This is a genomic window from Thiothrix nivea DSM 5205 (genome assembly GCF_000260135.1).
In the GTDB taxonomy this organism is placed as follows: domain Bacteria; phylum Pseudomonadota; class Gammaproteobacteria; order Thiotrichales; family Thiotrichaceae; genus Thiothrix; species Thiothrix nivea.
In genome coordinates, this window is sequence record NZ_JH651384.1 from 1,588,620 (window position 1) to 1,613,386 (window position 24,767).

Sequence of the window (24,767 nt, forward strand, 5' to 3'; positions counted from 1 at the left end):
CCTTACGCCATCACCTGGAGGGGAAATTATCTCCTCCCCCGTCCGCCAGCATTGATATTACCACGCTCAGCTTCGCTGTTGGCGATGGCATCCACCTCCGCCTGCGGCAGGGCTTGCGCGGCATAATCAATGCCTTGCCCTTCGATCAGGCCGACGAAGGCGCGCAGGTGGTTACGCGAACCTTTCATCAGGTTGCTGTAGGTGTTGGCGATGTCGGCATGGGTAGTCCCGGCAATTGCACCTTGCAAATCGCTGATGTCAGTTTCTTCAATAAATGCACCGACATACAAGGCATCCAGCATCGACTTTTGCCCTTGCGCTACCAATTGGGTGTAAAGACCCAGCAAACGGCTATCCTGAAACACGCCCACGGTATCGTTTGTCACCGGGTCGGCTACCCCGTAGGTTTGCAGCAGAGCCTTGATGCGGTCGGTATGCTTTTGTTCAGACTGGGAAATGTTGTTGAACACCGCCAGCCCCCACTGGTTGTGGAGCGTGATGTAAACATCACGCGCCAGCTTCTCCTCTTCCCGCATGAAACGCAGGGTTTCAACTTCCGTGCTGCTAAGGTGATTTACCTCAAAGACATTACCCAAAACAGGGCGAATCAGAATGTCCCATTTTGGTAAAGCAGCATTTCTTTCCAGCCTCGCCTCAACAGCCTCCATAGCTTTTTTGCTGAGGGTCACACCCTTCTCATAAACCTTGCGACTGAATTCGACCATGGGGTTGATGCCTTTCCAGGTCATGGTTTTTGCCCATTCCAGCAGGGTTTCGGCATCCTTGAGCTGGGTGCCGTTCCAGTGTTGTTCCAGAATCCCCCAGCAGCGTTCAATCGGGTTGTACTTGCTGTGGTAAGGCGGGTAGTACAGCAGGTGGACTGTCTTACCGGTATGGTTGGCGAATTCCACCATGCGCTTGAGGAATTGCGTCCTGATCCCGCTGCTTTCCGGGCCATTGTCCGCTTTGATCTGGATGCACTGGCAGGCGTCCTTGTCAGCAGAAGGCATCTGTTCCCATACCCGGCACAGGGAATCCACGATGAAGTCACTGGTTTTGCTGGAACTGCCGAAGGTCAGGTAAACCTGCCCACTGTCCTCATCCAGTACGCCAAAAGGGATGTATTTCTCTTTGCAGCCCATCTCATGGTCAGCGGCTTTATTGTCACCCCGTGTTTTCCCGCCCCGTGAGTAGTCACCGATGTTGACGGTCGCCTTGCAGTCCATGCTCAGGCGTTTGACCGCCCCATCGGCAAACTGCCCATCGTTGGCCTGGATATTGGCGAAGATGGCGTCGGTTTCTGGAATTTTTTTTGCGGCTTGGCTTTCTCCACCTTGCGCAGGCGGTAGCCATTCCGGTTGAGTATCCGCGCCATGGTGCTGGGGGCGGGCACTTGTCCACCGCTGAAACCCATGGCCTGTAACTGCCGGATGGCTTCCGCCGCCGTCAGGCGGGTGTAGGCGATGCTGCTGCGGAATGTCGGGTCTTGCTGGCTATGTGCTTCCGCCAGCGCCAGCAAGGCGGCTGCCGCTTCCGGCTGGGTTTCCTCCCAGCGCTTCTGGCCACAATACGCCGCCTGCGCACCCACGCAAACCATGCCGCTGCGCTGTTCCTCCAAACCCAACTGCACCCCCTCCCGACCCCAGCCAAAACACCTTTCAGTCTGGCGGGCGTTGCCTGCACAATATTTCCGGCTCATGTCCGCCTGGAACGCACGGCGGGTGCTGCCAGACATTTTCGAGGCCGCCAGTTTCAGGTCGGCTATCTGGGATTCACTCAGGATCGGGTTAGCTGTTTGGGGTTCGGGGGGCATGGGGATAGGGACTCCGCTTGTCGATAAGACAAGTGTAGCCATTGCGGGGGAATCTTTCAGGGAAATCCCCTAAGACGCTGGACGCTCATGGCAGCCCCACCGCCCTGGCCTTGGGCAAAACTGGCCGGGGAAGCGGCCATCCCCATGCAAGTAACGGCAATCATGCTGGCGATCAGTGTTTTTTGAATGTTCATGTCATGTCTCCTTCTATTTATGATTGGGATAATGCTTATTGGCCACACTGCTCTTCAGACGTGGAAACAATCGCATCGACGCTTGCCTGCGGCATGACCTGCGCCACATAGCCCACGTTGTTTTTCTCAATTTGCCCGACAAAAGCCCGTAGGTGATTGCGCGAACCGCACATCAGGTTTTCATACGCCTGGATAACATCTGCCGGGGCGGAACCCGCCTTCGCTTCGTCGATGGCTTCCTGCAAGTCATTGATATCGAACTCTTCAATAAAACCACCCACTTTCAAACCATCCAGCAGGGTGAAAGAGCCTTTCATAACCAAATCCTGATACAGGGCGAGAATCTGTGGGTCGGTAAATGCGCCCACCGTATTGTCGACCACTGGATCCACCAGGTTGTAATGGCTGATCAGCGATCCCATCACATCCATGTGCTGTTGCTCAGAACCCATGGCAATATTTTCAAACACCTGCTGTTCCCATTTGCCGTACAGGCTCAGGTAAACATCGCGCGCCATTTTTTCCTCTTCACGCACAAACAACAGGGTATTGATTTCATCCGTGGTAAGTGGGCGTGAGGCGGAAGCATCCGTACTGCCGGTGGTGGCACTACTGGCTGTACTGGTGGCGGTGGCAGCCTGCGCGGTATTGGCAGTCGTGGTGGTATCAGCGGAACTGCTGCCACCACACCCAGCCAGCAGGGTAATGGAACAGGCAAGCAGCAGATTCCGTGTTGTCATGAAAGCGTTCATTGTTAAACTCTCTTGTTTCGTTAAGTCATGCCTGAACCTTAACTAATGAGTCTGAAATGAAGCTGAAAAAAGCGGGGGTGTAGGCCGATCGGGACTAATACAGCTTACAAGTGGTCAACTGGCTGGTTGAAAGGGGGCACATATCAGGACACCCCCTTCATCAAGGCCACAACTATTGCACGTTTTTCTTGCCCGTCACCATCGCCCGCACCAAGTTTTCACCGTGCAGGCGGCTGCTGACAATAACGCCCAGTACGTGGATGATGATCAGGAACAGGGTCAGGTTGGCGGTGACTTCGTGGATTTCTTCCCAGAACTCCTCACCTTCTTCTTCGCCTCCCATACCCTCATGGCCTTCATGTTCCTCCACACCCATGATTTCGGTGCGTTCGCGTGCTTCGTCGCGGTCATTGTCGGCCTGCGCAACGCTGATCAGCGCTGGTACTTCCAGCGTGGCAAACGGGCCTTCACCCTCTTCCACTGCCAGCAGTTTCAGGCCGGAAAGGCCAGTGGCCAGCACGCCCGCCAGCAACAGCATGACCATCCAGCCGCCCGCCGGGTTATGCCCCAGATAATGCTTGGGGTGAGTGGTAAGCAGGGATTTGAGGTATTCGACAACGGCTTTGGGGGCGTAGAGAAAATCACTGAAACGCGCATGTCTGGAGCCGACAAAGCCCCACACGATACGGAACAGGATCAGGCCGACAGCGGCGTAACCGGCGATTTCGTGGACTTCTTCCCACGCACCCCATTCCTCGCCCGTCAGGTAAGCGGCGGCAAACGCCAACACCAGCGACCAGTGGAAAATGCGGACTAGCGGATCCCACACCTTAACTTGCTTGCTTTCCATAAAAGCTCCCGTGATAGTAAAAACCTGTGGGGGAGCATAGGCATCTGCCTGCGCAAAGAACAGTAGACAAACCACCTACCCGGCGGTTTGTCTACAATCGCCAGCAAGCATCAGATGTTTGTACCAGCCTGTCAGGAATAACTGGGGCGGCACGCACCGGGAATACGGCCAAAACCGATCAGGCGTTTTTCCCAATAACCTTTCAGCTCACTGGTGGTAATTGCCTTACCGGTGCGGGGCGCATGGACAAAACGGTTCTTGCCCAGATAAATGCCCACATGACTGACCCGTTTGCCGCTGGTATTGAAAAACACCAGGTCGCCTTTTTCTGCCCGCCCGCGCGGAACCTTGACCGCCGCCGCATACTGTTCCGCCGCAGTGCGGGGAATCGCTACCTGCGCGCCATTTCTGAAGGCATATTGGGTCAGGCCACTGCAATCAAAACCGGTGACAGGGCTAGTCCCCCCCCAACGGTACATCTTGCCCTGCTGCTTCTGGGCATTCCACACCACCCGATCCAGCAATGTAACGGATTTTTGCTGGGCGGGAATCTTCGTGGCCTTGGCTTCCGCCACTTTAACCTGATTGCTTTCATCACTTAGGGAACTGCAACCAGACAACACCACCGCCAACAGAATAGCGGCTCCTTGCGCAATTAAACGATGATACATCCTTCCATCCTCGACTGAACACACACTCACAACACTCTCAAATGATACTAGACTAAAAGCTGAATGTTTGCTGAATTGAAATTACAGATTATTGACAAAAATCAGCAATCCCCGCGCCTGCCCCGCCTGTGTAGAACGATGGGTTTGCAGGTTGAAGCGGGCAAAATCTATGCTGGCCTCGGCTTCCTGCTCCAGATAAACCATCCCGTCACGGCTCAGTAGCCCACGGGCAAAAATGGCCTCCAGCAGCGGCTCCAGCAGATTTTTGTGGAACGGGGGGTCAAGAAAGATCAGGTCAAACGCCCCCGTTGCCCGTTGCAGGTAACGGAAAGCATCATCATGCACCAACACGGCATTCTGCGCCCCCAGCAGGGCAATGTTTTCCCGCAAGGCGGCGACGGCGGCAGGATGTTTTTCCACCATCACCACCTCCTGTGCGCCGCGCGACAAAGCTTCAAAACCGATTGCGCCACTACCGGCAAACAGGTCAAGGCAGCGGCTGCAGGGAACCTGTACCTGCAACCAGTTGAACAGGGTTTCCCGCACCCGGTCAGGCGTGGGGCGCAAGCCAGGGGCGTCGGCGAATTTCAAACGGCGGCTGCGCCATTCCCCGCCAATGATACGTAACAGGTTATTTTTTTTCATCTTCCCCGACGATCACCGTCACCATCTTGTCCGGCTGCATCCTGCGGGTGAAGGCATCAGCAATCTGCTCGCGGGTCAGCGCATTGATCTTGCCGGTAAAGGCATCCAGATAATCCAGCGGCAGGTTGTAGAAACCGATTACCCCCAGATACTCGACAATCTGGCTGTTGCTGGCAGTACGCAGCGGGAAACCACCGGTCACATCCTTCTTGGAAGCATCCAGCTCTTCCGCCGTTGGCCCCTCCTGCTGGAACTTGCCCAACACATCGCGCACTACCTGCAAGGCTTCGCCGGTCTGTGTCTGTTTGGTTTGCAAGCCAACCTCAAACACGCCGAGTTGCGCATACGGGGCGAAATAGCTGTACACGCTGTAGCTGAGGCCGCGTGCGTCACGCACTTCTTTCATCAGGCGGGACGTGAAGCCGCTACCGCCTAACACCTGGTTGCCCATGTAGAGAGTGAAATAATCTTCATCGCCGCGCTTGTCGCCGACCTGCCCAACCAGGATATGCGATTGGGCGGAAGGGTAAGGGATGCGCACAGTCTTGGCTTCCGCCAGCGGCTTGACCTCCGGAATAGCGGGCGCGGCGATGCCTTCCGGCAGCACGGCGGCCACTTGCTCAGCCAGGGCTTCCGCCTGCTGACGACCAACCGCGCCGACAATCGCCAGCAAACCGTTTTTCGCCACGTAATATTGCTGGTAAAAAGCTTTCAGGTCAGCCACTGTCAGCGCCTGAAGGCTTGCTTCCGTGCCATTCTGCGGCTGCCCGTAAGGATGGTCGCCGTAGACCGCCTGATAGAACGCTTTGCTGGCCAACGCTTCCGGATCCTGTTTTTCAGCTTGCAAACCCACCAGCATCAGTTTTTGCACGCGCTCGAATGCGGCTTGCGGGAAATCAGGCTTGGCCAGTATTTTCAGCCAGGTATCCAGCGCGGTTTTCTGCTCTTTTTCCAACGTAATGGTGCGTAACCCAGTCCAGCCCATGTCCATGCTGGCGTCGGATGAAAATTGCGCACCAATAGCGTCAAACTGTTCGGCAAGCTGGTCTTCGCTCAGGCCATCCGCGCCCTTGTCCAGCATACTGTTGGTGATCAGCGCCAGCCCCTGCTTACCGCTATCACGGGCGCTGCCCGCGTCAAAGATCAGGCGTAAATCCACCATCGGCAGGTCAGGTGCGCTAACGTAGTAAACGCGCAGGCCGTTACTGGTTGTCCAGTGTTCGATTTTGGGGCCTGCGTGGGCAAATGGCGCAAACAACAGCACCCACAATACCAGCGGCATGGCTAACAGTGTTTTCAACATGCTTATCTCGCAAATCTTGGTTCATTTTTCGGCTTGTTCGGGTCGATCGGTTGCGGGTCGAGTTCCGCGATGGTCAGGTGATCTTCGATCAGGTATTTTTTCGCCACGTCCTGCACCTGCTCCGCCGTCACCGCCAGGATGTTGTCGACGTAGGCATCCGCCACCTGGTAGCCCAACCCAACGGTTTCCAGCGAACCCAGCAAGTTGGCCTGGTTTTGCTGGAAGTCACGCTCGTAAATTTCGCTGGCGATGACCTGCGCTTTGACACGTTCCAGTTCAGCGGCGGAAACCGGCGCGCTTTTGACGGCTTCCACCTGTTCCAACAGGGCAGCTTTCAGGGTTTCCAGCTTCTGGTCTTTGGCAGGCGTACCGGTGATGGTGAACATGTCCGGCAAGCGGCCATAACCACTGTACCAGGCGTTGGCGTCGGCAGCGATTTCCTTGCCGCGCACCAATTCCCGGGCAAAGCGCGAACTGCTGCCACCATCGAGGATGCTGGCCAACACTTCCAGCGCATACGGCTCCCATTTGTCTTTGGCGTTGATCAGCGCGGGCGTTTTGAAGCCCATCATCACGTAGGGCAATTCCGCCGGAGCCTTGACCTTGAGGGTACGCAGCCCTTTTTGTTCCACCTCAGTCTGCGGTTTGGGGGGTGGAATGTTGTCGGTGGGCTTGAGCGGGCCGTAATATTTTTGCGCCAGTTCAAACACCTTGTCAGGCTCGACATCGCCAACGACAATCAGGGTGGCGTTGTTGGGCGCGTACCAGCGCTCATACCAGGCACGCAGGTCTTCCACCTTCATTGCATCCAGATCTGGCATCCAACCAATCACCGGGTTCTTGTAAGGGCTGTTGAGGAAAGCGACGGCCTCGAACTGCTCACGGGTCAGCGCAGTCGGCTTGTCTTCGGTGCGCCAGCGACGCTCCTCTTTCACGACCTCGACTTCTTTTTTGAACTCGGCGGGTGGCAGGGTGAGGTTGCGCACCCGGTCGGATTCCAGTTCAAACGCGACTTCCAGCCGGTCGGCGGCGATGATCTGGTAATAGGCGGTGTAATCCTGGCCGGTGAAGGCGTTATCCTGCGCACCGTTTTCGGCAATAATGCGGTTGAATTCGCCGGTCGGGTGCTTTTCCGTACCCTTGAACATCATGTGTTCGACCACATGCGATACGCCCGTCAGGCCGTTCTGCTCGTAGCTGGAGCCGACTTTGTACCATAACTGCACCACCGCAATGGGCGCGCGTTTGTCCTGCTTGACCAGCACTTTCAGGCCGTTATCCAGCTTGTATTCGTGGACGGGTACTTTCTGGTCGAGGCGCTCGATGGCGTGGACAGGCGACATCGCAAAACTCGCCAGCAGTGCGGAAACCGCTAATAGTGTTTTGATATTCATTACTTTCACCTGATGGCATAACGAGGCACAGCGCCCGATTGTACGACGTTTGGGTTCGGGAGGGGCATTGTTTCTGTGCTAAAGTAGGCGCATCAGGATCGTGGATTGCAAACAAATGATCAAGTTTCCCTACGGCATCAGTGATTTTCACCTCATCCGCAAGGAGGGCTACCTGTATGTTGACCGCAGTGCCTTTATCCCCTTGCTGGAAGATGCGGGCAGGCAACTACTCTTCCTGCGCCCTCGCCGCTTTGGCAAATCGCTGCTGCTGTCGATGCTGGCAAATTATTACGATGTCCGCACCACGGACGCATTTTCACTGCTGTTTGGGGATTTGGCGATTGGGCAGCAACCTACGGCAGAACACAACCAGTACCTGATCCTGCGCTGGGATTTCTCCAAGGTGTCGGCGCAAGGTGATATTGAGCAGATTAAAAGCAGCCTGTTTGTGCACCTCAACATCGCCATCCAGGAATTTTCGTTGCGCTATAAATCACTGCTCAATCATCCAGTGAAAGTGAATGGCACCGATGCGCTAGGCTCCTTCCAGTCACTGCTGAATATGGCTCAAGACAGCGGCTACCCTGTTTATCTGCTGATCGACGAATACGACAATTTCGCCAATGACGTGCTCATGCAGGATGCTTCCGACGAACGCCGTTACCGCAATTTGCTGGAAGGCGAAGGCATCCTCAAGACATTGTTCAAGATCGTCAAGGCCAGTGCCTCCGAAGGGAAAATTGCGCGGGTGTTTATTACCGGCGTTTCCCCGGTCGTGTTGAGTGACATGACCAGCGGTTATAACGTCGCCACCAGCATTTACCTTGAACCGCGCTTCAACGAACTGTGTGGGCTAACCCAGGAAGAACTGATCCCGCTGACAAGGCAAGTGCTAACCGAATGTGGGCAGGATACTACCGAGCAGACCAACATGCTGGAAACCCTACGGCAGTTTTACAATGGTTACCGTTTTTGCCACCGAACCGAACACCCACTGGTGTATAACCCTACCCTCTGTTTGTATTTCCTGCGTCATTACCAGCTGGAATCCGAACCGCCGCGCCAGATACTGGATGGAAATCTGGCGATGGATGCGGGACGTATGCGTTATATTACCGCGCTGCCCAACGGACATTGCGTCATTGAGCAGATCATGGATGACGAACACCCCGTCAGCGTACAGGCATTGGAAATCCAGTTTGGGGTGGAAAAATTGCGCGAAGTACAACAGGACAGCCGTTACCTTCTCTCGCTGATGTACTTTTTCGGCATATTAACAATCCACGCCATTAGCGGTTTGGGCAATCTGGTTCTGGGCGTACCGAATCTGGTTATCCGCGCATTGTATGTCGAGCGCCTGAAACGCCATGCCCTGCCCCGCCCGCAGGATGACCAGTTGGCGGAAAAGCTGGCGGAACAATTTTACCAGACCGCCGATTTGCAGCCGCTGGCGGATTTCATGGAGCAAAAATACTTCGCCGTCTTCAGCAACCGCGATTACTGCTGGAGCAATGAACTGACAGTCAAGACTGCCTTCCTGACGCTGCTGTTCAATGACATCTGGTACATCATGGATTCGGAAACCGCGCTGCAACGGCGTTATTCCGATCTGGTGATGGTCATCCGCCCCAGTATGCGCCATTACGCCACGCTGAAGGATTTCATTTTTGAATTCAAATACCTCAAGCTGGATGAATTGAAACTGACGGGTGAGCAGTTACGCGGGAAAAGCAGGGCAGAACTGGAGGCTATGCCACAGGTGCAACAGGCATTACGGGATGCACTGTCACAATTGCGGCAGTACCGCCCGGTGCTGGAGAAAAAATACCAGCAACCGGAACGGTTGGAGTGCCTGGCGGTGGTTGCGCTTGGTTTTGAACGGGTGGTTTGGCAAGTGTTGTCAGCATAAAAAACCCGGCAAACTACCCGGAAACCGCTAAAATTGTTTTGGTATTACGGTTTTGCGCGGCAAATGGTAGTATCCTTCGCATTCTTTCACCTGACGATATAACAAAGCTGAGCGGTCGATTGTACGATGTTTGGATTCGGAAAGAAAAAAAACCAGGAAACAGCCCAGGGCGTCCCACCAGCACCGCAGCCTGCCGCCGAGCCGGAGGGTTTGTTTGCGCGCCTGAAACGCGGCCTGTCCAAAACCAGCCATAACCTCACCGAGGGCATGGACACCTTGGTAATGGGCAAGAAAAAGGTCGACGACGAGGTTCTGGAAGAGCTGGAAACCCGCCTGCTGACTGCTGATGTCGGCATCGACGCCACCCGCGCCATCATGGGCGACCTCGCCAACCGGGTGAAACGCGCCGAACTGGACGACATGGACGCCCTGATGCAGGCGCTCTACAACAAGATGCACCGCATCTTGCGCCCCTCCGCCCAACCGCTGGAAATCGACACGTCCCACCAGCCCTTCGTGCTGCTGATGGTCGGCATCAACGGCGCGGGCAAGACCACTACCATCGGCAAACTGGCGAAAAAATTCCAGCAGCAAGGCAAGTCGGTGATGCTGGCCGCAGGCGACACTTTCCGCGCCGCTGCGGTGGAACAACTCACCATCTGGGGTGAACGCAACAACATCCCGGTGATTGCACAAGGCAGCGGGGCTGATTCCGCCTCGGTCATTTACGACGCCGTGCAAGCCGCCAAGGCGCGCAAGATCGACATCCTGCTGGCCGATACTGCCGGACGCCTACATACCCAGACCAACCTGATGGACGAGTTGAAAAAGGTCAAACGGGTGATCCAGAAATTTGACCCTTCCGCCCCGCACGAAACCATGCTGATCGTCGACGCCAGCATCGGCCAGAACGCGCTGGTGCAAGCCAAGCAGTTCAACGAAGCCCTGGGGCTGACCGGCATCACCGTCACCAAGCTGGACGGCACTGCCAAAGGCGGCATCCTGTTCGCCATCGCAGAACAACTGAAAATCCCGGTACGCTTTATCGGCGTAGGTGAAAGCATTGATGACCTACAGGAATTCGATGCCTACGAATTCACCAGCGCCCTGCTGGCCGGGGACAATTGAGCACCATGATTGAATTCAAGCAGGTCAGCAAGAAATACCCCACCGGGCAGCTAGCCCTTTACAACATCAACCTCACCCTGGAAGCCGGGGAAATGGTATTCATCACCGGCCATTCCGGCGCGGGCAAAAGCACCCTATTGAAACTGGTCGCCCTGCTGGAACGCCCCAGCAAGGGTGATGTCCTGATCGGCGGGCGTTCGCTGAACCGCCTGGGCAGAAACCACATCCCCAATTACCGCCGCCGCATCGGCTTCATTTTTCAGGATCCGCATCTGCTGTACGACCGCAGCGTGTTCGACAACATCGCCCTGCCGTTGCGGATCGCTGGCATGGGGCAAGGCGAAACCCGTCGCCGCGTGCAAGCCGCGCTCGACAAGGTAGGGCTGTCAGGCCGTGAAAAAACCTTCCCGCTGATGCTCTCCGCCGGGGAAAAGCAGCGCGTCGGCATCGCCCGCGCCATGGTCAACAAACCCACCATCATCCTAGCCGACGAACCCACCGGCAACCTCGACCCGGAACTGGCGCAGGACATCATGTATACCTTTGCCCAATTCAACGAACTCGGCGCTACTGTCATGATCGCCAGCCACGATCACGCCTTGGTTGAGCGCATGAAAAAGCGCACCATCGTGCTGCAAAAAGTGGAAGCATAATGGCCAACACCAGCAACAAGAAAGCCGCCCCCAAGCGCAACGTTTCCTCCAGCGCCCACCCGTTCAGCGCCTGGCTCAACCAGCAGATGGGTGCAATCAAATTCAGCATGGAACGGTTGTGGTTCAACCCGGTTTCCACCTGGATCACGCTGGCGGCGATTGCTATTGCGCTCTCCCTGCCCACCAGCCTGCACCTGCTGCTGAAAAACATGCAGACGCTGACCGACGACAAGCGCGAAGTGCCGACCATTACCCTGTTCCTGAAACAGCCGGTCAGCGAGCAGCAGGCCAAAGACCGGGCGGAACTGTTGTCGGAACTGCCTGAAATCGACAAGGTACGCGTCGTCACCCGCGACGAAGCGATGGCCGATTTCCGCAAGATCACCGGTTTCGCCCAGACGCTGGAAACCCTGGACGAAAACCCCCTGCCCCACGTGCTGATCATCACCCCCAAGCTGGGGCTGCTGGACGACCTGGACATGGACGTGGACAATTTTTCCAAAAAACTCAAAGCCTACCCCGAAGTCGACGATGTGCAGATCGACGTGGAATGGGTGCAACGGCTGCGCGCCATCCTGCGGATTGCCGAACGTATCGTGCTGGTGGTTTCCATCCTGCTCGGCCTGACGGTGCTGCTGGTGGTGGGCAACACCATCCGCCTCGACATCGAAAACCGCAAGGATGAAATCCGCGTCACCCGCCTGATCGGCGCGACCAACGCTTATATCCGCCGCCCGTTCATCTACAACGGCATCTGGCTGGGGCTGTTTGGCGGCGTACTCAGCTTGGTGATCGTGCATGTCGCCCTGCTGTTCTTGGTGGAACCCGTCACCAAGCTGGCCAACCTGTATGGCAGCACCTTCACCCTCAGCGGCGTGGATGTGTTCATGACGCTACAAATCCTGCTGGCCAGCAGCATCCTGGGGATCATCGGCTCGTGGCTGGCGGTCGGGCGCTACCTGTGGCAAAGCGATGACGGCGTGGCGTAATGCCAGTTGTTGGGAACAGACTCAATATAAGCGTGGGTAAAACATGGGCGTCACCCCCATGGGCGACATGCCCGGTAGCCCATACGGATATGGCGTGGCGATGCCATAAGCGGCAGACGGGTTCGATGCATAAAGGCTAAGCGCTGGTGCGGCTGGCATTCCATAAGGGCTATACCCCGGCAAACCATACATGCTGTAGGGCGACAGGCTGAAAGGATTGCCCATACCAGAAACCATCGGCAGACTCCCCCAAGGTGAACCACCAAAGGGCGACCCCATCCTGCTGCTGAAAGGCGAGCCACCAAAAGGTGACCCCATGCCGGAGAGCGGTGAGAAAGCTGTAAACGGTGAAAAGCCGCCCCCAAGCAGCGGTAAGCTGCTGCCACCCCATGGGTTCAACATGGAAAACGGCGAACTCCCCATCCCAAACGGGCTTTGGAAAGGATTAGCGCTCATGAACGGCAAACCATTGCCAAACGTCGCTGCGCTCAACGATGTGGCTGACAGGATGCCAGCGATACCCATTACCCATTGCACTTGTTTCACGGCTTGACTCCTCCCTTTTCCCGATTGTACAGCAGAAACCTGCCGCATGGCGTCAAACCGTCAGGCGCGGAACGGCAGCCAGCAACTTTTGCGTATAGGCGTCCTGCGGATTGCCACAGACCTGTGCGGTTTCGCCCTGCTCGACGATTTTGCCCTTGTACATCACCACGGTCTGGTCGCTGAGGTATTCCACCACGCCGATATTGTGGGTAATGAACAATAGGGTCAGGTCATGTTCCGCGCGGATTTCCAGCAGCAATTGCAGGATTTCAGCTTGCACCGACACATCCAGCGCGCTGGTAATTTCATCGCAGACAATGAAGTCAGGGTTCAGCACCAACGCCCGCGCCAGCCCGATACGCTGGCGCTGCCCGCCGGAAAACTCGTGCGGGTAGCGCCACAGGGTGTCGCGCGGCAACTGCATGTCTTCCAGAATCCGGGCGGCGCGTTCGACGCGCTCCTCATGGCTTGCACCCATGCCGTGCGCCTTGAGCGGCTCGGTCAGGGTGGTTTCGACCAGCAGACGCGGGTTGAGGGAGGATTGCGGATCCTGGAAAGCGATCTGCATTTTCGGGCGCAACGGGCGCAGTTCCCGTGCTGACAAACCGGTCAACTCCTGCCCGTGTAGCTGGATACTGCCAGAAGTCGGTTTTTCCAGTTGCAACACCGCCCTGCCCAGCGTGGTCTTGCCACAGCCGGATTCGCCTACCAGCGCCACAATCCGGCCTTTGGGAATGTCGAGGGAAACGCCATCCACGGCGCGCACATGATCGACCGTGCGGCGGAAAATGCCTTTGCGGATCGGGAACCAGACGTTGAGGTCGTGGATTTGCAAAAGAAACCCCTCCCCACCCCCCCCCTTATCAGGGGAGGGAGCCAAGAGTGACGTGGCTTCTTGTTCCTCCCCTGATAAGGGGAGGTTAGGAGGGGTTTCTTCTCCTGATAAGGGGAGGGGTGGGGAGGGGTTTCTCCCCAAATTCTCCGGCACTGCCGCCAGCAACTGCCGCGTGTAAACGTGTTGCGGGTTGCGCAATACCTGTTGCGTGCGCCCGACTTCCACCAGCCTGCCCTGCTGCATGACCCCGACCTGTTGCGCCATCTGCGCCACCACACCGAAATCGTGGGTGATGAACAGCGTGCTCATGCCGGTGTCATCCTGCAACTGGCGCATCAGGCGCAGGATTTCCGCCTGCACGGTCACATCCAGCGCCGTGGTAGGCTCGTCGGCAATCAGCAAGGCCGGTTCGCAGGCCAGCGCCATCGCAATCATCACCCGCTGGCGCTGCCCGCCGGATAGCTGGTGCGGGTAATCGCGGAAACGTTCGCGCGCCTTGGGGATTTGCACCTGCTCCAGCACCTGTATCGCGCGTTCCGCCGCCTCTTCTTCACTCATCAACGGATGGTGCAATTGCAGGGCTTCGGTAATCTGTTCGCCGATACTAAACACCGGGTTTAGCGAAGTCATCGGTTCTTGGAAAATCATCGCAATTTGCGAACCACGAATGCCGCGCAAGGAAGCTTCCGGCAACTTGAGCATATCCTGCCCATCCAGCAGGATTTCACCACCCGGATGCGTAGCAATCCCCTCCGGCAACAAGCGGATCACCGACAGCGCCGTAATCGACTTGCCGCTACCCGACTCGCCCACCAGGCAAAAGGTTTCACCCTTGGGGATGCTGAAACTGACATCCTCCACCGCTTTCACGACGCGCCCGCCGGTGTGGAGGTAGGTACGCAGGTTCCTGACTTCCAGTAGGGGCGGTTCGCGAACCGCCCCTACAACATCTCCGGTTCCCTGATTACTCTTCATCAGTTTACCCCCGCATTACGTGACAGCTTGGGGTCAATGGCGTCGCGGAACGCCTCGCCGATCAGGTTGTAGGCAAACACGGTGAGGAAAATAGCCCCGCCGGGAAACGCCGCCATCCACCAGTTAAAGGTGGAGGACTTGATCGCCTGATCCAGCATCTGCCCCCAGGACGGCTCGCCCACCAGCCCCAAGCCGAGGAAGCTCAGGGTCGCTTCCGCCAGGATTGCCGACGCCACCCCGAAACTGGCCGCCACCAGCAAGGGCGCAACGCCATTGGGCAACATGTGGCGGAACAGGATCGACGGCAGGGTCAAACCACTGGCCACCGCCGCCTGCACATACTCCTGCTTGCGCAGCTTGAGGAATTCGGCACGGATGTAGCGCGCATACCCCGACCAACTGGTGACACCAATGATCACCATCATCATGTACAGACTGCGCCCGAAAAACGCCACAAACGTCAGCAACAGGAACAAGGTCGGGATCGACTCGAAAATTTCCACCAGCCGCATCCCAATCATATCGACCACGCCGGAAAAATACCCCATCAAGCCGCCCAGGATTACCCCGATCACCATCGCAATCCCGGTGGCGATCAGGCCAATGCTCAAGGCAATACGCGAGGCGTGGATCATGCGGCTGAATACATCCGCGCCGTTTTCCTCCGTCCCCATCAGGTGCACCCTGCCCTGCCCCAGCGCCTTACTGGCCAGCGGCTTTTCCAACCCGGTGTCACCAAAGTCGCGCAGATAATCAGTGGGCGCGTAGGGAACCGGCGGCATGATGCGCCAATCCACTTCGGTATACGCCGGGGTACGGAACGTATCGTAAATCCTCACCTGCGGCGGCTTGACCAACACATTGGTCAGCACCACCGCCAGCGCGGTTCCAGCCACAAACAACAGGATACGCCTGCCCCCGCTGAGCGGAAACCAGGCCAGCACCACCGCCAGTGCGAACAGCGCCAGCACCACCACATCCTCCACGCTCAGGTAATCCAGCACTGGTGCAGAAATTTCCCCGTTTTTGCTCATCAGCAAGGGCATGGAATTGGCCAGGAACGGCGCAAACACGCCCATCAGCACCAGCAGCGCCACCCAGACAAAACCCAGCTTGATGCCCACGCCGCCCCACGCCTTGCGCATGATGCGGCGGAAAAAGCTTTCACGGCTCACCACATGCTCAGTCATACGTCACCCTCGGATCAGCCAGCGTGTAACAGAAATCCGCAATCAAATAGCCAATCAGGGTCAGGAAACCGCTGATCCAGGTGATGGACAGCACCAGTTCACGGTCGCGGCCTTTCACCGCTTCCACCGCCAGTTGCCCCATGCCGTTGATGCTGAAAATGTATTCCACAATCAGGGAACCGGCCAACAGGCTCGGCAATAATCCTGCGGAGACGGTAATCAGCGGCAGCAGGCTGTTGCGGAACACGTGTTTCCACAGCACATCCTGTTCCGCCAGGCCCTTAGCGCGGGCAGTGCGGGCATAATCGGCATTGAGGTTTTCCAGCACCGAAGTACGGGTCAGTTTCGCCAGCCCCGCAAACCCGGCGTAGGACAGACAAATGACCGGCAGCACCAGATGCCAGAGGCGATCAAGCAGGTAGCCGGGAACCCATGCGCCGTTGATCAGGTGCGGCAGGAATGGCATATCCTGCGCTGCGCGGCTGGAAATCCCCGCCGTCGGGAACCACTGGAAATATTGCGTATTAGCAAAGAAACCCAGCAACAGCACCCCCGCCAGCATGGTGGGGATAGACCACAGCGCCAGCATCGACACGCTCGACACCACATCGAAACGCTTGCCGCGTTCGGTAGCGGCCTTCACCCCAACCACAATCGCTATCGCGTAAATCAGCGGGATGGTAATGAGGTTGAGCAACAGGGTGATAGGGATGCGTTCGGCCAGGATTTCACTGACAGGCCGCCCGTACATGAAGCTGGTTCCCAGATCCATGCCTTTGCTGACGGAAAAACCGGCGTATTTGCCATTTTCATCCTGGGTGAAACCGATGGGGGAAACGTTGTTCAGCCAGCGCAAATACTGGAGGGGGGCTGGCTGGTCGAGGCCGTAGCGCTTGTTGTAATAGGCCATCAGCGCCTGCTTTTCCTGCGGCTTCATGTTCGCCCCGCCGACCAGGGTCTGCGCGGTGATGCCGCCGGGCGACATGGCCATGACGGCGAATACCACGACAGTGATTCCCAGCAGGGTGGGGATCATCAGCAACAGGCGGCGCAGCAGGTAGGTTAGCAATGGGTGGATTCCTGACTGGAGGTGGAGGGGTCAGATTACACAAGCGACGGGAGGGCGTCCAGTTGGAGGGCAAGATGCAGCAGGGCAATCGCATTAAAACGCTATTGACAAAATCCCCTTTTGGGGGTTGTCTGCGGGGATTTTGGTATCCTGATGAAACGCTGCCCAACCGCCTCCATTGTTGACCATTTCGCCTCGATCCCTGACCCACGTCTTGACCGCCGCAAGCGGCACAAACTGAGCGACATCTTCTTCATTACCCTGTGCGCGGTGATTTGTGGTGCAGACGACTGGGCCGCCATCGAACAGTTTGGCAAAGCCAAGGAAAAGTGGTTTACCGAGGTGTTGGGGTTGCCATACGGCATCCCGTCCCACGACACCTTTGGCCGGGTTTTCAGCCTGATTGACACCCAACAGTTCAGTGAATGTTTCAGCCACTGGGTGGCCGACCTGTCCGGCCTCAGTGGTGGTGAAATCATTGCCATTGACGGGAAATGCCTGCGCCGCAGCCTGGACAGCGCCTCCGACAAAGCCGCCATTTACATGGTCAGCGCCTGGGCGACTCAGAACCAGTTGGTGCTGGGGCAACAGCGGGTGGATGACAAGTCCAATGAAATCACTGCCATCCCCAAGTTGCTGATGCAATTGAACATTACCGGTGCGGTGGTGACGCTGGACGCGATGGGTTGCCAAACCGCCATTGCCCGGCAGATTGTGGATCAGGAGGCCGATTACCTGCTCAGCCTGAAAGGCAACCAGGGCACGTTACACCAGGATGTGAAGCTGTTCTTTGAATCGCCCAGCACTTGTCCTCCCATTGGCCATACCACTTATGATGGCGGACATGGGCGGATTGAAACCCGCATCGTGCGGGTCACTTCAGACATCGGCTGGCTTAAGAAAAACCATCCCCATTGGCCAAAGCTAACCAGCATCATCGCTGTCACAGCCATCCGTGAATGCAGAGATAAGACTACAGAAGAAACCCGCTGCTTCATCAGCAGCATGGATGCCTCCAATCCGGAGCGGCTGGGGCAGGTCGTGCGGGCCCACTGGGGTATTGAAAATAACCTGCACTGGGTACTGGATTACGCTTTCCGCGAAGATGACCAGAGGATGCGTTCCGGTAACGGTGATGCCAACATGGCAGTTGTCCGGCACATCGCACTCAACTTGGTCAAGACCGAGAAAACCGTCAAGCTCGGCGTCAAAAACAAGCGCCTTAACGCAGGCTGGGATGAAGACTACTTGCTAAAAATCGTCACAGGCAGACCGGGGGCAACCAAAGCTAATTCTTAGTGAATTGTAAAACAACATATTTTTAATGCGATTACCCTACAAGATGCAGATAGAAAAATAAACGCGGCCTGAATGTGAGGTGCGTCACAGTCGAAAGCAGAACCTCATAGTAAGCTTTGTCTATCGACCTGATAAGGGGGCTGAGCCTAAATCAGGGGGCAGATTATTCCCTATGACAAATTGCAGTCTCGAACATGGAATACCACTAAAACATGGTAGGGCGGTAGCGTGTCTGGGCAATATGAACAAGTAAAATTAACACCATATGAATCTTGTATTTTGCTGTAGACAATTTACAGATAACTGGTATAGTTTTGCCGACAAGATCAAGATATGGGCAAGAAAAGCCGGGCTTAACCTCTAATAAATTTTATGTGCGTGGGTAACACCATTCACACGTTCCTTCAACCCTATACCTGCGTCGGGCTCGTTTGGATGGGGAACAGCCGTTAATTTCTGTTTTTTAAAGATTGCCAGTTGACATGGTAGGGCGGTAGCATGTCTGGAACATTTTTATACCTGCCGAGTTTTGAATGCATCCAGATACTACCCCTCTGAATAAAGTCGCCCTGATCACTGGTGTTACCGGGCAGGATGGAGCCTACCTTGCCGAACTACTATTGGCGAAAGGCTATACCGTTCACGGCATCAAACGACGCACATCACTGTTCAACACTGACCGGATTGACCATTTATACCTGGATCCTCATGAGGATGGGTGTCGACTGATACTACACCATGGCGACCTGACGGATACCAGCAGCCTGATCCGGATTATCCAACAGGTGCAGCCGGATGAAATTTACAATCTGGCAGCCCAGAGCCACGTTGCCGTCAGCTTTGAAGAGCCGGAATATACTGCAAACTCTGACGCACTGGGGACTTTACGCTTGCTGGAAGCTATCCGCATTCTGGGGCTGGAAAAGAAAACCCGTTTTTATCAGGCTTCTACTTCAGAGTTATATGGGCTGGTTCAGGAAAGCCCCCAGAAAGAAACTACGCCTTTTTACCCACGCAGCCCCTATGCCGTTGCCAAACTGTATGCTTACTGGATTACGGTCAACTACCGCGAAGCGTATGGCATTTACGCCTGCAATGGCATCCTGTTTAACCATGAGTCACCCAAGCGTGGGGAAACCTTTGTCACCCGCAAGATCACCCGCGCACTGGCGCGTATCAAGCTGGGTTTACAGGATTGCCTGTACATCGGCAACCTGGAAGCCAAGCGCGACTGGGGACACGCCCGCGACTACGTGGAAATGCAATGGCTGATGTTGCAACAGGAACAGCCCGAAGATTTTGTGGTGGCAACCGGGGTACAGCATAGCGTGCGTGAATTTTTGGAGATTGCAGCCCAGGAACTGGATATTCCGTTGCGCTGGGAAGGCTCAGGAGTAGAGGAAAAAGGCTACGATACTGCCACGGGCAAATGCATTGTGGCTGTTGACCCGCGCTATTTCCGCCCTACGGAAGTGGGTAATTTGCTGGGGGATGCCAGCAAAGCCAGGGAGAAACTTGGCTGGAAACCCAGAATTACTTTTGCTGAACTAGTGCAGGAAATGGTGCAGGAAGACATGCGCTTGGTGCAGCGGGATGAGCTGGCTAAACAGCATGGGTTTGTGAGCCATTTGCGGCACTAACCTCAGCATTTACAGCCCTGCCCTTGTCCTGCTAGCCTTACCGGATGGCTAAGGAGAACAAGGTAAGCAAAAACATGGCACATGCACAGAAATATGACCTCATCCCGTTTGAAGATTACCTGGCGGGTGAACGCGACGTTGAGATTCGCAGCGAGTATGTGGATGGCCTAGTTTACGCAATGGCAGGGGCAAGCGAAACACACAATACCATTGCAGGTTCATTTTTTGCACAGATTGAAATCAACCTGAAAGATGGTTGCCGCGTATGGCAGTCAGACATGAAAGTGGTTATCCGTAATAAAGGGCAGAAATTCAGCTATTACCCCGACACCATGGCGGCTTGTGGTGAAAATACGGATGACTTGTATGTGCGTACCAACCCAATTCTGATCGTCGAGGTGTTATCCGATAGCACCGAACGCACTGACTTAAAAGAAAAGTTCGATAACTACATCAGCATCCCCACGCTACTGGAATACGTGGTGGTGTCGCAGGATGTGCCACTGGTGCGCCTATGGCGGCGACGTACCTCCTGGGAGCGGGAGATGTACCGTGCTGATGACACTTTCAGGTTGGAATCAGTGGAACTGGATGTACCCGTACAGCATATTTATCGGCGGGTGCGTAAAGAAGTCGGGCTGGACGTATCGCGATAAAATATCTTATCGACGTAAACCTGCCACGATAAGCAAGCATACCAGCAAGACATCATCTATGCCTAAGCGGTAACCCGGCACTTTACATTGATGACATTCTTGATTCCATTCAGGCCATCAGGTCATTCACTGCCGGTATGGAGCTGGAAACCTTGGTATTGACGCCCGTATCCTGTGGGATTTGACCACACAAGAGCTATCAACACTCGAAGCAATGGTAGTCACGCTAAAAGGCCAGCTTCAGCACAGGCAATCCACACTTGATCACTTTAACATACACACTTGTAATTTCCCCATGAAAATAGCTATCGCCGGAACCGGCTACGTCGGTCTTTCCAATGCCTTGTTGCTTGCCCCCTATAATGAAGTCGTGGCGCTGGACATCTTGCCCGAGAAAGTCGCGCAACTGAACGCAGGCCAGTCGCCCATTGTGGATGCGGAAATCAGTGAGTACCTGCAACGCGGTGACCTCAACTTCCGCGCCACGCTGGACAAGCACGAAGCTTACGCCAACGCTGATTTCGTCATTATCGCCACACCGACGGATTACGACGCCAAGACCCACTATTTCAACACCCAGTCGGTTGAGTCGGTGATCCGGGATGTGATGAGCATCAACCCGCAGGCGGTGATGGTGATCAAGTCGACCATACCGGTGGGCTATACCAAACGCATCCGTGAAGAGCTGGGGTGCGGCAACATCCTCTTCTCGCCCGAGTTTTTGCGTGAAGGCAAGGCGCTGCATGACAACCTCTACCCTTCGCGGATCGTGGTGGGGGAACGTTCGCAGCGGGCGCAAACGTTTGCGGAATTGCTGGTGCAGGGTGCGGTGAAAAAGGATGTGCCGGTACTGTTCACCGACTCGACGGAAGCGGAGGCCATCAAGCTGTTTGCCAACACTTATCTGGCGATGCGGGTGGCCTACTTCAATGAACTGGACACCTACGCGCTGACACATGGGCTGGATACGCGCCAGATCATTGATGGCGTCTGCCTTGATCCACGGATAGGCAATCACTACAACAACCCGTCGTTTGGTTATGGCGGTTACTGCCTGCCGAAAGACACCAAGCAGTTGCTGGCGAATTATCAGGACGTGCCGCAAAACATGATCAATGCGATTGTGGATGCCAACCGCACGCGCAAGGATTTTATTGCGGATGACATTATCCGGCGCAATCCACGGGTGGTAGGGATTTACCGGCTGATCATGAAGGCGGGGTCAGATAATTTCCGGGCGTCTTCCATCCAGGGGATCATGAAGCGCATCAAGGCCAAGGGGATTGATGTGGTGGTGCATGAGCCGGTGCTGGAAGAAGAGACTTTTTTCCGGTCTGCGGTGATTCGTAATGTGGAAGCGTTCAAGCAGATGAGCGATGTCATTATTGCCAACCGGATGGTGGCTGAACTGGATGATGTGGCAGCTAAAGTCTATACACGGGATTTGTTCGGGAGCGATTAATGAAAGTACTGATCACAGGTTCGGCTGGTTTCATCGGCTTTTTCCTTGCCAAGGCTTTATTGGTGCGTGGCGATAGCGTGGTGGGAATTGATAACCTCAACAATTATTACGACCCAGCGTTAAAGCGTGCGCGTTTGCAGGATTTGGAACAGTTCGCGGAGAAGCAGCAGGCAAACCAACATTATACCTTTATCCAGATGGATATGGCAGATCGGGCGGGTATGGCGCAGTTATTCGAGCGTCATGCGTTTGATGCGGTGGTGAATCTGGGGGCGCAGGCGGGGGTGCGGTATTCGATTGATAACCCGAATGCTTATGTCGATTCTAATGTGGTGGGCTTTGTGAATGTGCTGGAAGGTTGCCGTCACCGTGGGGTGAAGCATTTGGTGTATGCGTCGTCGAGTTCGGTGTATGGGATGAATGTGAAGCAGCCGTTCAGCACTGCTGACCGGGTGGATTATCCGATCAGTTTGTATGCTGCAACTAAGAAGTCGAATGAGTTGATGGCGCATACTTACAGCCATTTGTTCAATATTCCGACGACGGGTTTGCGCTTTTTTACGGTGTATGGACCGTGGGGCAGACCGGATATGGCGTATTTCAAGTTCACTAAGGCGATTTTGGCGGGCAAGCCGATTGATGTGTATAACCACGGGGATATGCTGCGGGATTTCACGTATATCGACGATATTATCGAGGGTGTGGTGCGGATTATTGACCGTATTCCTCAACCGCAGGTGAATGACACGACGACGGTGCAAGCGCCTTATAAGATTTATAATATTGGGAATAATCAGCCGGTGACGTTGCGACGGTTTATTACGGCGTTGGAAACGGCACTGGGGCAGAAGGCGGTGGAAAATCATCTGCCGATGCAGCCGGGGGATGTGCCGGTGACGTATGCGGATGTGGATGAGTTGATTGCGGATGTGGGGTTCAAGCCTGCTACTGAGGTGGAGGATGGGCTGGAGCGGTTTGTGCGGTGGTATATAGGAGCGATACATTGACAATTCAATCTGAGACGCGATCTATAAAATCGTTACTAGCTCGCCTCTGGAAGCATATCAACCCACGTCGCCGTCACCAGTTTAGCTTATTGCTTCTATTGATGGTACTAGCTTCTTTTGCCGAAATCGTCAGCATTGGAGCAGTTTTACCTTTCCTTGGGGTGTTAACAGCACCAGAACGAGTATTTGAACATGCAGCCGCTCAACCGCTCATTAATGCATTAGGGTTGAACGAACCAAAACAGCTATTGTTACCATTGACCATTGCTTTCGGGATAGCGGCTATTGTTGCAGGAACAATGCGCTTGCTGCTGTTGTGGGCGAGTACTCGCATATCTTTTGCGACAGGTGCTGATTTAAGCATTAGCATTTATCGCCGTACACTGTATCAGCCTTATGCTATACATTGTGCGCGTAATAGCAGTGAAGTCATTACCGGAATCTCAACTAAAACCAACCAAGTCATCTATCAGACCATTGTCCCTGTCTTAACACTAATTAGCTCCAGCATTATGTTAATCGTCATTTTGGTGGCACTGTTAGCGGTAAATCCTATGATTGCACTGCTTGCGTTTGGGGGGTTTGGTTTGATCTACGCACTGATTATTCGCCTCACTCGTAAACGTCTATTAGCAGGTAGCAAGCGTATTGCTCATGAATCCACTCAAGTAATTAAATCGCTACAGGAAGGTTTAGGGGGGATTCGTGACGTACTTATTGATGGTAATCAAGCGACTTACTGCCAAGTTTATCGCAATGCCGATTTACCGCTACGCCGCGCCCAAGGTAATAATATGTTTATCAGCAATAGTCCGCGCTTTGGTATGGAAGCCTTGGGAATGTTGTTAATCGCTTTATTGGCCTATTCACTTGCCCAACAAGTGGATGGAGTAGCTAAAGCTATTCCAGTGTTAGGTGCTTTGGCATTGGGTGCGCAACGTTTATTACCTGTACTGCAACAGGCTTACAATGCATGGTCACAGATTCGCGGCGGTCAGATGTCATTACAAGACACTATTGCCTTACTCGAACAGCCCCTTCCCGCTCACGCTAATCAGCCTGTCAGTGAAGCACTGTCTTTCAAACAACAGATTCAGCTTCAGCAACTAGCGTTTCGCTACAGTGGCGCAACACCGTGGATATTGCGGGATATTAATTTAACTATTCCCAAAGGTAGTCGTATTGGTTTTATTGGTGCGACCGGCAGCGGTAAAAGCACCTTAATTGATATTATTATGGGTTTATTACCGCCTACGGAAGGAACTTTGGCTATTGATGGTCAAGTGCTCACAGCGGAAAACCACAGGGCTTGGCAACAGCATATCGCTCATGTTCCGCAGAGTATTTTCTTGGCGGATAGCACCGTGGCTGAAAACATCGCCTTCGGTATTCCCAAAAAACAAATTAATCATGAGCGTGTCAGGCTAGCAGCCCAACAAGCGCAAATCGCTGAGAGTATTGAAAGCTGGTCTGAACAATACCAGACTTTTGTGGGTGAACGCGGTATTCGCTTATCCGGTGGTCAGCGGCAACGGATTAGCATTGCCCGCGCACTGTACAAACAAGCAGACGTTATTGTATTCGATGAAGCCACGAGTGCACTGGATACCGAAACAGAACAGGCTGTCATGCAGGCGATTGAAAGTCTAAGTAATGACCTCACACTTATTATCATTGCGCACCGGCTGACAACCCTGAAAAACTGTACGCAGATTGTGGAGTTAGGGGATGGGCATATCAAGCGTATTGGTAGTTTCAATCAAATCGTCAATCAATCAGCATAAAAG

Annotated in this window: 22 protein-coding genes and 1 pseudogene; 10 read left to right on the plus strand and 13 right to left on the minus strand. The window is 54.9% G+C overall.

All coding sequences use genetic code 11. From position 1 onward, the window contains the following. Positions 1 to 26: 26 nt before the first annotated feature. From THINI_RS27220 to THINI_RS08125, 9 genes and pseudogenes are all read right to left on the minus strand, one after another. Complete coding sequence (locus tag THINI_RS27220; protein ID WP_425358295.1) at positions 27 to 668, minus strand: DUF2202 domain-containing protein; 642 nt, start codon at positions 666 to 668, stop codon at positions 27 to 29. Then, positions 660 to 1,855, minus strand: a pseudogene (locus tag THINI_RS27225) (ISAzo13 family transposase); the annotation flags it as partial. The gene THINI_RS27220 and the pseudogene THINI_RS27225, both read right to left, overlap by 9 nt. A gap of 14 nt (positions 1,856 to 1,869) precedes the next feature. Next, positions 1,870 to 2,007, minus strand: a complete 138-nt coding sequence (locus THINI_RS25100; protein WP_154724380.1) for a hypothetical protein — start codon at positions 2,005 to 2,007, stop codon at positions 1,870 to 1,872. Positions 2,008 to 2,042: 35 nt separating this feature from the next. After that, on the minus strand, positions 2,043 to 2,747 hold the full coding sequence (locus THINI_RS08100; RefSeq protein ID WP_040840313.1) for a DUF2202 domain-containing protein: 705 nt from the start codon (positions 2,745 to 2,747) through the stop codon (positions 2,043 to 2,045). 184 nt (positions 2,748 to 2,931) lie between these two features. Next, a complete protein-coding gene (locus THINI_RS08105; protein WP_002708131.1) occupies positions 2,932 to 3,609 on the minus strand; it encodes a cytochrome b/b6 domain-containing protein in 678 nt (225 codons plus the stop codon). Positions 3,610 to 3,740: 131 nt separating this feature from the next. Beyond that, positions 3,741 to 4,280, minus strand: coding sequence for a C40 family peptidase (locus THINI_RS08110; RefSeq protein WP_002708132.1), 540 nt, complete (start codon positions 4,278 to 4,280; stop codon positions 3,741 to 3,743). 81 nt (positions 4,281 to 4,361) lie between these two features. Further along, on the minus strand, positions 4,362 to 4,925 hold the full coding sequence (gene rsmD / locus THINI_RS08115; protein WP_002708133.1) for a 16S rRNA (guanine(966)-N(2))-methyltransferase RsmD: 564 nt from the start codon (positions 4,923 to 4,925) through the stop codon (positions 4,362 to 4,364). Beyond that, positions 4,912 to 6,228, minus strand: a complete 1,317-nt coding sequence (locus THINI_RS08120; RefSeq protein WP_002708134.1) for a M16 family metallopeptidase — start codon at positions 6,226 to 6,228, stop codon at positions 4,912 to 4,914. Before THINI_RS08120 ends, rsmD begins: the two co-directional genes overlap by 14 nt. Positions 6,229 to 6,230: 2 nt before the next feature. Beyond that, positions 6,231 to 7,622: a M16 family metallopeptidase gene (locus THINI_RS08125; RefSeq protein WP_002708135.1), complete on the minus strand. Its 1,392-nt coding sequence runs from the start codon at positions 7,620 to 7,622 to the stop codon at positions 6,231 to 6,233. A gap of 115 nt (positions 7,623 to 7,737) precedes the next feature. Here THINI_RS08125 and THINI_RS08130 point away from each other — a divergent pair, with 115 nt between their 5' ends. The 4 genes from THINI_RS08130 to ftsX all read left to right on the plus strand — a co-directional run bounded on the left by THINI_RS08130 (position 7,738) and on the right by ftsX (position 12,301). Continuing rightward, complete coding sequence (locus THINI_RS08130; protein WP_002708136.1) at positions 7,738 to 9,531, plus strand: AAA family ATPase; 1,794 nt, start codon at positions 7,738 to 7,740, stop codon at positions 9,529 to 9,531. A 126-nt stretch (positions 9,532 to 9,657) separates the two neighbouring features. Beyond that, a complete protein-coding gene (gene ftsY / locus THINI_RS08135) occupies positions 9,658 to 10,659 on the plus strand; it encodes a signal recognition particle-docking protein FtsY (RefSeq protein ID WP_002708137.1) in 1,002 nt (333 codons plus the stop codon). Positions 10,660 to 10,664: 5 nt separating this feature from the next. Next, positions 10,665 to 11,312 (plus strand): cell division ATP-binding protein FtsE, encoded by a 648-nt coding sequence (ftsE, locus tag THINI_RS08140; RefSeq protein WP_002708138.1) that lies wholly within the window; start codon positions 10,665 to 10,667, stop codon positions 11,310 to 11,312. Continuing rightward, positions 11,312 to 12,301, plus strand: coding sequence for a permease-like cell division protein FtsX (gene ftsX, locus THINI_RS08145; RefSeq protein ID WP_002708139.1), 990 nt, complete (start codon positions 11,312 to 11,314; stop codon positions 12,299 to 12,301). The genes ftsE and ftsX overlap by 1 nt, the downstream gene beginning before the upstream one ends. Before the next feature lie 21 nt (positions 12,302 to 12,322). On the opposite strand, the gene THINI_RS25105 is transcribed toward ftsX, so the two are convergent. The 4 genes from THINI_RS25105 to THINI_RS08165 are packed head-to-tail and all read right to left on the minus strand — an operon-like array spanning position 12,323 to position 16,916. Further along, a complete protein-coding gene (locus THINI_RS25105; RefSeq protein WP_154724381.1) occupies positions 12,323 to 12,847 on the minus strand; it encodes a hypothetical protein in 525 nt (174 codons plus the stop codon). A gap of 52 nt (positions 12,848 to 12,899) precedes the next feature. Then, the gene (locus tag THINI_RS08155) at positions 12,900 to 14,657 is read right to left on the minus strand and encodes an ABC transporter ATP-binding protein (RefSeq protein ID WP_002708141.1); all 1,758 of its coding nucleotides are present in this window, start codon (positions 14,655 to 14,657) and stop codon (positions 12,900 to 12,902) included. Beyond that, entirely contained in the window at positions 14,657 to 15,847 is a 1,191-nt protein-coding gene (locus THINI_RS08160) for an ABC transporter permease (protein ID WP_002708142.1), read from the minus strand. Before THINI_RS08160 ends, THINI_RS08155 begins: the two co-directional genes overlap by 1 nt. Continuing rightward, the gene (locus THINI_RS08165; RefSeq protein ID WP_002708143.1) at positions 15,840 to 16,916 is read right to left on the minus strand and encodes an ABC transporter permease; all 1,077 of its coding nucleotides are present in this window, start codon (positions 16,914 to 16,916) and stop codon (positions 15,840 to 15,842) included. The genes THINI_RS08160 and THINI_RS08165 overlap by 8 nt, the downstream gene beginning before the upstream one ends. 153 nt (positions 16,917 to 17,069) lie before the next feature. On the opposite strand from THINI_RS08165, the gene THINI_RS08170 reads away from it, so the two are divergent. The 6 genes from THINI_RS08170 to THINI_RS08195 all read left to right on the plus strand — a co-directional run bounded on the left by THINI_RS08170 (position 17,070) and on the right by THINI_RS08195 (position 24,764). After that, positions 17,070 to 18,215 carry an ISAs1 family transposase gene (locus THINI_RS08170; protein ID WP_002708144.1) on the plus strand — a complete coding sequence of 382 codons (1,146 nt, stop codon included), beginning with the start codon at positions 17,070 to 17,072 and terminating at the stop codon, positions 18,213 to 18,215. A 533-nt stretch (positions 18,216 to 18,748) separates the two neighbouring features. Next, complete coding sequence (gene gmd, locus THINI_RS08175) at positions 18,749 to 19,855, plus strand: GDP-mannose 4,6-dehydratase (protein WP_002708145.1); 1,107 nt, start codon at positions 18,749 to 18,751, stop codon at positions 19,853 to 19,855. Positions 19,856 to 19,929: 74 nt separating this feature from the next. Then, positions 19,930 to 20,511, plus strand: coding sequence for a Uma2 family endonuclease (locus THINI_RS08180; RefSeq protein WP_245536594.1), 582 nt, complete (start codon positions 19,930 to 19,932; stop codon positions 20,509 to 20,511). Between the two features lie 295 nt (positions 20,512 to 20,806). Then, positions 20,807 to 21,973, plus strand: coding sequence for a nucleotide sugar dehydrogenase (locus tag THINI_RS08185; protein ID WP_002708147.1), 1,167 nt, complete (start codon positions 20,807 to 20,809; stop codon positions 21,971 to 21,973). Next, on the plus strand, positions 21,973 to 22,980 hold the full coding sequence (locus THINI_RS08190) for an NAD-dependent epimerase (protein ID WP_002708148.1): 1,008 nt from the start codon (positions 21,973 to 21,975) through the stop codon (positions 22,978 to 22,980). Before THINI_RS08185 ends, THINI_RS08190 begins: the two co-directional genes overlap by 1 nt. Next, positions 22,977 to 24,764, plus strand: coding sequence for an ABC transporter ATP-binding protein (locus tag THINI_RS08195; RefSeq protein ID WP_002708149.1), 1,788 nt, complete (start codon positions 22,977 to 22,979; stop codon positions 24,762 to 24,764). The genes THINI_RS08190 and THINI_RS08195 overlap by 4 nt, the downstream gene beginning before the upstream one ends. The last annotated feature ends 3 nt before the right edge of the window (positions 24,765 to 24,767 follow it).